Annotated in this window: 7 protein-coding genes and 3 tRNA genes; 5 read left to right on the forward strand and 5 right to left on the reverse strand. The window is 39.2% G+C overall.

Translation table 11 applies throughout. The features are described 5' to 3' along the window. Positions 1-19 precede the first annotated feature (19 nt). Positions 20-1,480 (reverse strand): RagB/SusD family nutrient uptake outer membrane protein, encoded by a 1,461-nt coding sequence (locus tag BVH02_RS06110; protein ID WP_223271819.1) that lies wholly within the window; start codon positions 1,478-1,480, stop codon positions 20-22. Between the two features lie 49 nt (positions 1,481-1,529). Continuing rightward, on the reverse strand, positions 1,530-4,523 hold the full coding sequence (locus BVH02_RS06115) for a SusC/RagA family TonB-linked outer membrane protein (RefSeq protein WP_086500226.1): 2,994 nt from the start codon (positions 4,521-4,523) through the stop codon (positions 1,530-1,532). A gap of 519 nt (positions 4,524-5,042) precedes the next feature. On the opposite strand from BVH02_RS06115, the gene BVH02_RS06120 reads away from it, so the two are divergent. Then, positions 5,043-7,691 carry a DUF5686 and carboxypeptidase regulatory-like domain-containing protein gene (locus tag BVH02_RS06120; RefSeq protein WP_086500229.1) on the forward strand — a complete coding sequence of 883 codons (2,649 nt, stop codon included), beginning with the start codon at positions 5,043-5,045 and terminating at the stop codon, positions 7,689-7,691. A 54-nt stretch (positions 7,692-7,745) separates the two neighbouring features. Here BVH02_RS06120 and frr read toward each other — a convergent pair whose 3' ends face one another. The 3 genes from frr to BVH02_RS06135 all read right to left on the reverse strand — a co-directional run bounded on the left by frr (position 7,746) and on the right by BVH02_RS06135 (position 9,797). Next, positions 7,746-8,306 carry a ribosome recycling factor gene (gene frr / locus BVH02_RS06125; RefSeq protein WP_086500230.1) on the reverse strand — a complete coding sequence of 187 codons (561 nt, stop codon included), beginning with the start codon at positions 8,304-8,306 and terminating at the stop codon, positions 7,746-7,748. 11 nt (positions 8,307-8,317) lie between these two features. After that, on the reverse strand, positions 8,318-9,028 hold the full coding sequence (gene pyrH, locus BVH02_RS06130; protein WP_086500231.1) for a UMP kinase: 711 nt from the start codon (positions 9,026-9,028) through the stop codon (positions 8,318-8,320). A gap of 274 nt (positions 9,029-9,302) precedes the next feature. Further along, entirely contained in the window at positions 9,303-9,797 is a 495-nt protein-coding gene (locus BVH02_RS06135; protein ID WP_086500232.1) for a biotin/lipoyl-containing protein, read from the reverse strand. Positions 9,798-9,981: 184 nt separating this feature from the next. Between BVH02_RS06135 and BVH02_RS06140 the strand changes: the two genes are divergently transcribed. The 4 genes from BVH02_RS06140 to BVH02_RS06155 all read left to right on the forward strand — a co-directional run bounded on the left by BVH02_RS06140 (position 9,982) and on the right by BVH02_RS06155 (position 13,072). Beyond that, entirely contained in the window at positions 9,982-12,489 is a 2,508-nt protein-coding gene (locus BVH02_RS06140) for a M1 family metallopeptidase (protein WP_223271820.1), read from the forward strand. Between the two features lie 150 nt (positions 12,490-12,639). Next, a tRNA-Tyr gene (locus BVH02_RS06145) sits at positions 12,640-12,722 on the forward strand. Positions 12,723-12,883: 161 nt separating this feature from the next. Then, positions 12,884-12,956, forward strand: a tRNA-Gly gene (locus tag BVH02_RS06150). Between the two features lie 44 nt (positions 12,957-13,000). After that, positions 13,001-13,072 (forward strand) — tRNA-Thr (locus BVH02_RS06155). Positions 13,073-13,092 lie beyond the last annotated feature (20 nt).

Below are 13,092 nucleotides of genomic sequence, written 5' to 3' on the forward strand. Positions count from 1 at the left end.
AATTTTAATTTAAAACCTATTAATAACCAGGATTCTGGGTCAGGTTAGGGTTAGCGTTGATTTGCTGTAATGGAATTGGGAACAGTCCTCTGAAAGGTTGAGATGCACCCTTTTCCCACCAAGGTTGATTGAATTTACCAAATCTAATCTGATCTGATCTTCTTATTCCTTCTGCAAAGAATTCGAAACCTCTTTCATTGTAAATATCATCCGCGCTGATTGATGCAAGTGCAGGCAAGGAAGCTCTTGTTCTGACTTGGTTCAATGCAGCCAAAGCTTCTGAATTTTTACCTTGTCTGAACGCTGCCTCAGCTTTGATCAAGATGATATCTGCTAATCTGATCAGCACATAATCATTACTTAGGCTAGATCCAGCACCTGTAGCATATTCGTACTTGGCTACTCTTGCTCCAGCTTGTCTGAATGCATTTGGACTGAGCTCATTTATTTTAGGAGTGAACGTAAGTGGTTGTCCATCGGGATCACCTGGTTCAGCAGAGATGTCATTTAGACGAGTGCCGTCTGCGGCGAATTGTGGGCCTACCAAGAAACTTGCTTTACGCACGTCATTATCATCGAACTTGTTATAGAACTCTTCCAATGAAGCGTATCCATTCCATGGCTGCTCTTGTAGATTAAACGTGTTCTGACTTAAGTAATGTAAAGTCATTTGCGCTAAATTAAATCCTCCCGCATTATTTTGATCATAAGGAAGTGTCAAAATATTTTCAGTAGAACCCCCATTTCTGGTAGAGAAATTACTGAAAAAATTGAATGATAGAGAATACACACCGCTGTTGATTACCTCATTAGCTGCTGCTTCTGCATCGGCCCATCTTGGAGTACCAGTATAGACTTCTGCATTTATGTACAGCTTAGCAAGCATCGCTTTGGCGGTGTAATAATTCATTGTAGTCTTGGAGTCTTTTTTCTCTAACAAATCAATGTTGTCTAAAATAGAACTCTCAATAAAAGCGAATACTTCCTTACGAGTATTATTAGTTGGGTTTCCTCCTGTTGATGTTTCAGTTATGATAGGAACATTTCCAAAGGCATCAATCAACCATAGATAAGGTAATGCACGCAATACTTTAAGCTCAGCTACCAATAATTCTACATCAGGGAATGATATGATCAAGTTATTAATTTCACCCACTGCAGTGAAGCAATAGTTCCAGCTGTTATTGAACGCTTCTTCTGAAGGCCCCCATGTATGTCTGTGAATTCTTAGCCAAAGGCCTCCATCTTCCCAGTCAGCACCTTTTTGAGGGATTGCCATTTCGTCAGACGCTACTTCATGGATTGCCCATATACCGTTGTGTGCACCCCAACCTCCTACAATTCTAGAATATGCTGAAGCTTTCAACACGTTAATCAATTGAGGATTAGTGCTATTGGCTACATCTTGGGGGGTTACTCCATCCAGGACTTCCTGGTCTAGTTCCCAGCATGATCCCAGCAGCAATAAAGCTGGTACCATGACACAAATTTTACTTATATATTTTAACATATCTCTGTAGTTAAATTTATTATTTGAAATTGGCAGTTACTCCTAGCGTGAATGATCTAGTCTGGAAATATGTGTTTCTTCTTTCAATACCCGGAGATAAAGATGTCGTAAACCCATTCCCGTTTTCAGCATCTGTAAGTCTGATTTCGGGATCAATACCGGTGTAATCTGTGATGGTGAATAGATTTTGGGCTGCAAAATAAACTCTGAATGAATTCAAATTACTGCCTGGGGTATTAAATTTATAACCCAATTCTAAGTTGTCCAATCTGATGAACGAACCGTTCTCAAGATAAGAACTGTTGAAGGTAGGAGTAGATGTTACCAATGGTGACGTTGGAGTTTTGTCAGTTACGACTGAGTTCCAAGTGTTAGATGCTCCATCAGCATTTTCGTAGAATCCTCTATAGGAGTTGTACAAATCATATCCCCAAGCTCCTCTGAAGAAGAAGCTAAGATTCCATCCACCCCATCCAAAGTTGTTGGCAAGTCCAAATTCACCCTTTGGAAGGCCATTACCTAATTTCTCGTATTCGTTTGGATCATCAGTAGATAGGATATATTGCCCATCTTCCGTATAACCAAGTAGCTTAGGACCGTAGAAATCACCCAATGTTTGACCAACTCTGTTGTAGATGATAGGATTGTTATTTTGACCAGGAGATCCTGGTGTAGCAAATCTTAATTCATCAAATCCCAATTCTCCAGCAGATAAGCTTTCGATAGTAGTCTTGTCATAGATGGTGAAGTTCATTCCTGGACTCCAGGAAAGAGGGCCCAATTTGATGTTGTTTGCATTAACAGCAAATTCAAATCCTGCAGCTCTAAGGTCTGCCAAGTTTACCCAAGTGGATGATGCAGTGTTGAATCTTCCTGGGTCAAATGGATTTGGTGCTCCTGTAGCTACTGGTACGTTAAAAAGAAGATCAGAAATGTTTCTAACATAGTAATCTATAGCTCCAGTCACTTTGTTGTTCCACATGCCGAAATCCACACCGAAGTTAATTTCTTGCTTAGTCTCCCACTTTAGGTCTTTGTTAGGATTAGAATTCTGCACAATACCTACAAACACATCATTCTGTGTAAGTGGATCTCCATCTAGATCTATTCTATTTCCGTTTCCATAAGCTCCCAACGCCAATGTAGGTGATGGAGGAAGGTTACCTGTGATACCGAATGATGCTCTAGGTTTGAACGTGCTAAAGACTCCCATGTCAAATAGCTGAGTAAAATCAGCACCCACACTTAATCCAGGGAAAACACCAGTTTGATTGTTTTCACCAAATCCAGAGTAAGTCTCCGCTCTTACAGATGCAGAGAAAAATATTTTGTTGTCCCAATTGAAATTCGCTCTACCAAAAAGAGAATTAAGCTGATCTTCATTTGCGAAAGAAGCTACATCCGTATTATTACCTAATCGGATAGCACCTGCACCTAGATTGTTCCATCCTAAGTCAAATAGATATTGTCTCACTCTAGCATTGAATCCTTGAGAAAAGGATTTTTGGGTAGCTGCTCCACCCAATAGCGTCATGTTCAATTTGTCTGATACGTCTAACTCATATCTCAAGGTAGTTTCGAAAATCTTCTGCGAACGGTCAAAAGTTCTTCTTTGAGCTGATCCACCGGCTCCCAAACCTACTTGGAAATCCTGTCTGGACCAGAAGTCACCTGAAAGATTGTTATTTCTGTCTTCTGAATACTGTGCTGAGATAGTCAAGTTAGTAAGGATGTCATACTCAGCTCTGTAAGAAGTCAAAGATGATTTATTCGTACCATTGAATTTCTGCTGATTAGCTAATGCTACTGGATTATAGAAATCAAACAAATCTCGCTGGAAGTAACCGCCAAATCTCTCGTTTGCAGCTGGAGTGTTTTCAAAAACTGGTGCTGTAGGATTATAAAGTGTAGCGTATCTGAAAGCTGCATCGTTGATGTTTTCGTAATCTACATTTGTGAATGATAGATTGACGTTGAATCTCAATTTGTTGTTAAATGCGCCTTGAGAAAGATTGATTCTTGTATTTAGTCTCTTATTCGATACGCCATTCACGATACCTTGATTATCACGATAATTGACTGATGCCATATAATTAGTGTTTTCGAATCCTCCAGAAACACTAGCATTGGTGGTATATGAGTAGGCATCATCGATCAATTCTTGCCTCCAATCAGTATCACTACCGAAGTCTGTGCCACCCCTTGCTACAAACTCGTCTGCAGAAAGAATCGGGATTAGATTAGTCGCTTGGTTCATTGTACCAAAAGCATTGATGGATACGTCAGCTCTCCCTTGCTTACTACCCTTTTTTGTGGTTGTAATTAAAATTACCCCAGATGAACCTCTAGCTCCGTAGATTGCGGCAGCGGAACCATCCTTCAATACGTCGATGGATTGAATGTCATTCGGATCTACGTTGTCCAGATTTGCTCCGATTACTCCATCTAATACAATAAGAGGAGAAGAGTTAGCTCCGAAGGTAGAAAGACCTCGCAATCTTACATTAAAGCCCCCGTTAGGATTACCTCCTGGTCTAGTTACTGAAAGACCAGCAACTTTACCCTGTAGTAATTGAGCCGGATTAGAGATGTTACCTTTGTTAAAATCTTCTGGTTTTACTGATATCACAGCGGAGGTCAATTCCTTTTTATCTTGAGATCCGTAGCCAATAACCACAGCTTCCTCTAGACTTTGAATATCCTCTTCTAGATTTATAGTAATTTCAGTTTGATTTCCGATTTCTACTTCCTGGACAATATATCCAACGAAAGAAATGACAAGTACCTGATCATTTGGCTGTAGGTCGAGGGAAAACTTCCCATCTAAATCTGTGGAAGTTCCACGAGTAGTACCTTTGATCAGGACAGTAGCTCCTGGTACAGATTCTCCAAGGATAGGATCCATGACTGTACCAGTCACAGTTCTACTTTGGGCGTTAGCTACGAGAGTGGCGCAGAAAATTAGCGCCAAGGCAAGTAGAAACGTTTTTTGTTTTAGTAAATAGTTTCTCATAGGATTTGATTGTTTGATATGAGTGAAATACAAATTCCGAAAAGTATCTCGTACCGAAAATGAACTAATATTTTTAATTTTGCAAAAGTTAACATTTGAGTCATTAGGTTATTAAAAAAATCGGTTTAACAGAATAATGTTTTATTTACTGATTAAGCAATAGAATTAATCATTCAATGTTAAATTGCTAATGGAAATCGTTTTCCTTTTTCGAAAAGTCACGAAATCGTCTTTTTTTTAAAAAATCCGAAAAAATATTCTTTTGGTTCCAGCAAACTTTTTCTCCTTAAATACATTTTTGAAAAATTCATTAAAGTTGCCTTTGATCCCGAAAATTAGTAACAAGGTTTATATGCTAAAAACGCTCTAAATCATCCATTTTAGGCTGACATTTCATTTCGATTTTCTCATTTTCTAGCTATTAAATTTTAGCAGATATATACTAAATCAACTTAAAACAAATGGTATAAAAAGGTCGTTTTTGAAAAGCTGTTTAACTTGAGGCACTAACCGACTTTTATGAAAAAACGTGTACGCTTAATTATTTTCATAGGCATTTCATTAATAGCAGTATTTAATAGCCATTTCTCCGCAGCTCAAGGTATCAAAGGAATTGTGAAGTCAGCTGATGGTGAGCCTCTAGCATTTGCCTCTGTCTATGTAAGAAATCTTGGTGATGGAGTACCTACCAATGAGGAAGGTAATTACGAATACAAACTTCCTAAAGGCGTTTATGATGTGTTGGTGCAATACCTTGGATACAAATCCCAACTCGAGACGATTATAGTGGGAGATGAATGGATTACTATGAACTTTGTTCTAGAGCCTCAAATATACACGCTGAATGAAGTAGAAGTGAGGGCAGGAGCGGAAGATCCCGCGTTGACTATTATGCGCAAAGCGATAGCAAAAGCCAAATACCATAGGCTTCAGATCCAGAAATACAGCATGACGGTCTACCTCAAGGGAACTGGCAAGCTTACTAATGCTCCGTTTTTTCTTGAGAAAACCTTAGCAAAAGAAGGTTTGAAGCTAAATGAAGCATACACCTCTGAATCGGTATCTAGAATCACTTTCACACAGCCCAATAAAGTGGAGGAAAAAGTGCTCTCTATTCGTACAAATGGTGATAATCAATCAACTTCACCAGCCCCTTATATCCAGACGACTTTTTATCAAGAGAAAATAAACGGAATCATTTCGCCACTTTCTCGATTAGCTTTTCAGTACTATAAGTTTAAATATGAAGGAAGCTTTTTTGACCAGAACGTAATGGTCAGCAAGATTAAAGTCACTCCAAGGTCTCGCGGTGAGCAGGTTTTTGAAGGGTTTATCTACATCATAGAAGATCTGTGGGCAATACATAGCTTGAATCTGCAAACTTCTCTCTTGGGATTTCAGATTCAAGCCAAGCAACAATATGCCCCTGTCGCTGATAATGTATGGATGCCGCTTACCCACACCTATGATTTCGGAGGGAAAATGTTGGGCTTTGAGGGTGATTTTAAATACCTAGCTTCTACTAGAGAATACGAAATAGAGTTGAATCCTGATTTAGAATTGGTGCCGGAAATTATTGACGAGAAAGTGCAAGAAGTGCCGGAAGATGCGGTGAAGTACAGTAAGTCAGTATCTGCCTTGGAGCAACTAGCGTCTGAAGAACCAAAAACCCGAAAAGAGTACCGTAAGTTGCTGAATGAATATGAGAAGGAGTCTCAGAAGGAACAGACAGAGCCAGACGTGATTCAAGAAAGCTATTATGAAGTAGATTCATTAGCCAAAAAGTATAATCAAGCTTATTGGGATAGTGTTCGTCCCGTTCCGTTGACTGAAAGTGAGATTCAGGGATATCAGCGAGACGATAGTGTAGCGATGGTAGATGCCGCCAAAATGAGCGATGTGGACTCTATAGCTAAAAAGGCGAGTCGAAAGTTGAAACCATTAGATATCATGAATGGTGGCACCTATAATATGGGTAATGGAGTTTCGTTGGGTTTTACACAAAATTGGACCAAGATTTCATTTAATACCGTGGAGGGGTTTAAGCTCGGAATGGGTTTGTTTTATAGAAAGGAATCATCGGTTAAACTGGCTGATAGTGTAAGTATTAATCGGAAAAGTTTCAATATTGAACCGGAACTTCGGTATGGATTCTCGAGTGATCGCTTTTATGGAAAAGTTGATTTTAGATGGTCTAGCACCTTGCCTATTTCGGGGACGACTTTTGGGCTGAAAGGAGGAAGATACATTTATCAATTCAACGGTGGTGAGCCAATTAATGAGCAAGTGAATGCACTGTACTCCTTGCTTTTCAGACAAAATTACATGAAGCTCTATGAGCAGGACTTTGCGCAAGCCTATTGGGCACATCGTATCAACGGAGGAATTACTTATCGTGTGAATATGACTTATGCTCATCGCAAAGAGCTTTTCAATACCAATAATTACAGCTTGTATACTAAGCCTGAAAGAGTATATACTTCCAATCAACCAGAGAATGTAGATACTGATCCAGGCTCATTTGGGGATCATGATATATTGAAATTGAATGCTGAATTGGAATGGCGGCCAGGAATCAAATACGGGATTCGTAATGGCAGGAAATATCCTATAAATGAGCGATCTCCTTTAATTAAACTGGCTTATAACAAGGCATTTGGAGGGATAAGTAGTGATGGGAAAGCTGCCGATTTCGACCATTTGGAACTTAGTGTCCAGCACAGTTATACATTTGGAGTCAGTGGAAAGCTGGATTTCAATCTTTCTGCAGGTGCATTTCTGACAAATGAGCAGGTATATTTTCCGGATTTCCAGCATTTCGGAGGAAACAGAACAATTTTCTCCAACTTTGGGCCAGCGTCTAACTATCGCTTTATGGACTATTACAAGTACAGTACGAATTCGAAGTACTTCTCCGGAATAGTGCATTATCAGTTTAGGAAATTCATTTTCACACAATTGCCTATGCTAAGATTTTCTGGAGTAAGGGAGAATATTTTCTTTAACTATTTGAAGACAGAAAATTCGCCAAATTATTGGGAAGTTGGTTATTCGTTGGATAATCTGTTTAGAGTGTTCCGTGTGGAAATGGGTGCAGGGTTTGAGGACACAAAATTCCTAAGAGGGGGGGTAAGATTTGGAGTAGCCACTTTTATCCAAATCAACTAATTTGAAAAAATTGAGATAATAAAAAACCCGGTTTAAAACCGGGTTTTTTATTGATTATACTTTCATGATTTCTATTTCTTTTTTCGCTAGAATCTCATCAATTTTAGTCGAAAACTGATCAGTTAACTTTTGTACTACATCTTCAGCTCTTTTTATTTCATCATCAGCAGCGCCATCTTTCTGTAGTTTTTTCAACTCGTCATTGATATCCTTGCGCACAGTTCTAAGTGATATTTTCCCACCATCACATTCATGCTTGGCTTGTTTTACCAAGTTAATACGCCTCTCTTCAGTAAGCGCCGGAATGGTCAAAATGATTACTTCTCCGTTGTTTTGAGGAGCAAGACCAAGATCTGAATTGATTATAGCTTTCTCGATCTCAGAGATCATCGTGCGCTCAAACGGTTTGATAGAGAGAGTTCGAGCATCAGGCGTGTTGACAGATGATACCTGACTGAGTGGAGTGTTAGCTCCATAATATTGCACCATAATTCCGTCAAGGAGGTTTGGCATGGCTTTACCGGCACGAATTTTTAAAAGTTCAGCAGAGGTATGAGTTACCGCTTTCTGCATGAGTTCTTTTGCTTCGTCTAAGTATAATTCGATTTCTTCCATGATTTATAAGCTTAAAGTGAAGTGATCAAAGTTCCTATTTCTTCTCCCTCAACCAGTTTTTTAAGGTTTCCTTCTACATTCATATCGAATACAATAATTGGTAGATTATTTTCTTGGCAAAGGGTGAAGGCCGTCATATCCATGACGTTGAGGTTTTTTTCGTACACTTCCTGAAATGAAATTGTTCTATATTTTGTGGCTGTTGGATCTTTTTCTGGATCGGCAGTATAGACTCCGTCCACTCGAGTTCCTTTCAAAACGATATCAGCTTCTACTTCGATAGCTCTCAAACTTGCAGTAGAGTCCGTAGTGAAATAAGGATTTCCAATACCAGCTCCGAAAATCACGATGCGGCCTTTTTCTAAGTGACGGATTGCTCTTCTTCTAATAAAAGGCTCGCAAACACTTTCGATTTTGATTCCAGACATCAGGCGTGTGTACATTCCACCTTGCTCGAGTGCACTTTGCAATGCCATGGCGTTTATCAAAGTAGCGAGCATGCCCATATAGTCACCTTGTACTCTGTCCATTCCTGATGACTCCGCCTGCACGCCTCTGAAAATATTGCCACCTCCAATTACAATCGCAACTTCCACTCCCATGTCACGTACTTTTTTGATCTCCTCCGTGTATTGCTGAAGTCTTACTGGGTCGATGCCATAATTCTTGTCACCCATAAGTGCTTCTCCACTGAGTTTGAGCAATATTCTCTTGTATTTCATCTGTTAGTTATTGGTTATGAAGGTCAGATGGAATCTCGCATGTCGGGAAATCATACCCCTGTGTAACGTTCTGCGTCATGCTCGATTTCAAATGTTTGGTATTGAATTTCAGAGGTTGTTTTCGCTGTTGTTGTAATAATTTGAGGCGTACAATTCTCAGATTGGCGCTAAAAAACTTTAGCAAATTGACTGAAAGAGGATCGGACTTAGTCCGAATTGCACAAAATAATCCGACAAATATAATTTCTTCAATTCATTAAGCTAGGCTTAAAAGTTAAAATTGAATCAAGACTTGATTTTTTTCCACACTTTGATTGAGCGAAACTTTCACTGCCTTCACGACGCCGTCTCCAGGTGATTTGATTATATTCTCCATTTTCATCGCCTCCAAAATTAGGATTACATCTCCTTTTTTGACCTCATCCCCAGGAGTGACATTTAAATTAAGGATCAGTCCAGGCATAGGAGCTTTGATCTCTTTCAATGTTTGGGAAGCAGAATTATTCATTCCCATTTGTTCCAGGAGCACATCAAATCTATCCTTAAGCTGCAGGCTTGAGATTTTATTTCCAAGCTTTATTTGAATAGTTTTAGTCTCTTTATCTATGGAAATCAATTCAGCTTCCAGCGACTTATTATCATGGATTAGATGGATTTTTCGATCTGAAATCCATTTAAGATCCCATTTGATTATTTTGCTGTCAACTTGGATAGCGTCGTCGGTTTTTTCTACCGAATAGCTTTTGTTTTGGATGGTAACTGTAAACATTCCTATTAATTTGAAGCCGAATATACAATTTCCCTTAAAACAGAAACTTTTTTACGCTTTAAATATGAATCAATTGACCTTAAAGAACCTTGATTTCCGGAAGTCCTCGCTGACAATTTCAATTGTTTTTTTATCCCTTTTTGCTACTTCCTGTAAGTCAAGCCTAGCGCCTAATCAGGCGAAGATGAAAAACGAAACTGTAGAAATTCCATTAAAAAAGGTAACCAGTGAAGCTTTGCAAAAACATATTGCCGATAAAGAGCAAGAAATTGCTAGTTATAGGCCTTCATTAAAGAAAAGTTTCGACATCCTGCATACAGAGTTGGATCTGTCCTTTAATTATGAGAATCAGACGGTCAGCGGGAAAGCTGAGCTGACTATCAAACCATATTTTTATCCAACTAGAGAATTGATCCTTGATGCACAGGATTTCGAGTTTAATGAAATTTTTTTCACCCAAAAAGGAAGTTATGAATCGGTGAACTATGCGTATGAGGAGGGAAAAATCCGTATTTATTTACCGAGAGAATTAACAAGATCAGATACTTTTCAAATTGAATTCGATTACACTGCTTTTCCCGAGCGAAATTCTGGAGGTGGGAGCGGAGCTATCACTGATACAAAAGGGCTTTATTTTATTGATCCACTAGACACGGTTACAGGGAAACCAACAATGATTTGGACACAAGGGGAGACAGCACATAATTCCAAGTGGTTTCCTACAATTGACTCTCCAAATGAAAAATTCACTCAGCTGATCAAGCTCACGGTATCCGACACGTTGGTGTCTATAGGGAATGGTGAGTTAGTCAAACAAGAAGATTTGGGAAATGGCTTGAGGAAAGATTATTGGGAGATGAAGCTTCCACATGCGGCCTATTTAGCAGCTTTTGCTATTGGAGATTTTGCTAAAGTGGAAGCAAATTGGGAAGATATTCCCTTAGGTTATTTTGTGGAAAAAGGATACGAAAAAGGAGCTGAGCTAGTGTTCAAGAATACGCCTGAAATGATTGGATTCTTTTCTGAGCTAACAGGAGTGAGATATCCTTGGCCCAAGTATGATCAGATAGTAGTTCGGGATTTCGTGTCAGGTGCGATGGAAAATACTACTGCTTCCATATTTATGGAAGAATTAAGAATGACGGAGCGCGAGGCAATTGACTCTGAGATGGATTATATTATAGCTCATGAGCTTTTTCATCAGTGGTTTGGAGATTATGTAACCACCGAATCTTGGTCAAATTTAACTCTAAATGAAGGATTTGCTAATTACAGTGAGTTCCTATGGAATGAGTACAAATATGGTGTAGATGAAGCTAAGCTGAAGCTGATTGCAGAGACAGAGAATTACTTTTCAGAAGCAGCAATTACTCAGGTTGACCTGATTCGATTTGAGTATGAAAATGCTGAAGACATGTTTGATTCACACAGTTATTCCAAAGGTGGGGCTATTATGCACATGCTCAGAGAATATTTAGGTGTGGATGCGTTTTACGAAGGATTGAGATACTATTTGACGGAGCATGCATTTGAAAATGTAGAGGTAAATGACCTTCGTTTAGCGCTTGAAAAAGTGAGCGGAGAGGATTTGAATTGGTTTTTCAACCAATGGTTTTTAGCTAAAGGCCATCCACAACTTCATTTTGAAGTTGATTATTCAGATCCTACAAACATCACAATTTCTGTATCGCAGCTTCAAGATTTGGATACTACACCACTTTATCAGCTTTCTCTGGATGTGAGCTGGTACGAAGGTGGTGAACGAAAGCGTAAGCAGTTTGTCATTTCAAAAGCTAAGCAAAAGTTAGAATTGGAAAACATAACTCCAGTTGAGCTAGTATTCATCGATGAAGAGAAAAACTTGTTAGCGGAAAAGAGTATGCAAATATCTCCAAGTCAAATGCGTCAGCAATTCATGACATCCAAGTTTGGGATAGCCAGATATGAGGCATTAGATAGTTTGGCTGCATGGGAAGCTGTCACAGAATTAGAATCTATTATTCCTAAGGCTTTGGAGGATGAGTTTTGGTCTGTAAGAGAATCAGCATTATCTATTTTGCAAGGTTATCCAGAATGGCTAACTGATGCGCCTGAATTAGCTCAAAAAGTTCAAAGGATGGCAGAGGGTGATCAGAGAAATTCAGTGAGGGCAGGTGCTCTGGATGTGCTATCGGCTTTTTCTCCCGATGATTATTATGCTACGTTTTTAAAATTGTCAGAAGACTCATCCTATTTAGTTGCTGGATCAGCTTTGATGGGCCTTGTAAGTGTGGAATCAGGAAAGGTAGACCCTCAGGTGATAGAAAGTTATGCAGGTGAAATCAACTATCGAATGATTATACCTGTTGCAGATTATTACATAACGAATTCAATTTCTGAAAAAGGAAATTGGTTTTTAGATCAAGCGAATAACCTGTCAGGTGAAGGCTTGTATTATTATCTTGGTTACCTAGCAGAGTATTTTATACGTTTTCCAGAAGAAGGTGAAGAGAATGCGGTAAAATATCTGTTGGGGAAAATGGAAAGTGATTCTCGAAGTTATATTCGATTGGGTGCTTTTCAGAGTTTATTGGGATTTACAGATGAGGCTGAGATTTTGAAGAGAATCAATGAGGTAGCGTCCCGAGAAAAGGATAGTGAGCTGATAATTTACTATGAGTATTTCTTGGAGACCCTAGAAGTAGAAAATTAATTCATTGATTTATAATTGTTTGGAAATAAATATGGTAAAACTCCATCAAATTTGAAAAGCATGTTTTGAATCTTTAATAAAAGCTTCTAATTTTGCCATCCGTTACGATAGGAAAGCCCAAGAGAATGGGCAGGAAAAGTAACACTAGTTGGGGGAATACCAAAGCGGCCAACTGGGACGGACTGTAAATCCGTTGACTTAAGTCTTCATAGGTTCGAATCCTATTTCCCCCACACCATTGCCGGAATGCAAAATTTTTTTCTAATTTTGCAGGACGAAAGTGGATAAGGTTAATTCCCTATCCAAATGGAAGTAGCTCTCCAAGGTATTTGTCGAAAGAATAAATACTTAGAGGTAGAGCGGCCAGAGATGATTTCATCTCGAAAGATTACAAGCGGGAGTAGCTCAGTTGGTAGAGCGGCAGCCTTCCAAGCTGCAGGTCGCGGGTTCGAGCCTCGTCTCCCGCTCTTTGTTTTCCCAAGGAAATCTTGGGGAAGCAATAGAGTCTAAAGCCGACGTAGCTCAGGGGTAGAGTACTTCCTTGGTAAGGAAGGGGTCAGGGGTTCAAATCCCCTCGTTGGCTCATTTCGATTAAATTGAAAA

The organism is Algoriphagus ratkowskyi, from assembly GCF_002150505.1.
Taxonomy (GTDB): Bacteria; Bacteroidota; Bacteroidia; order Cytophagales; family Cyclobacteriaceae; genus Algoriphagus; species Algoriphagus ratkowskyi.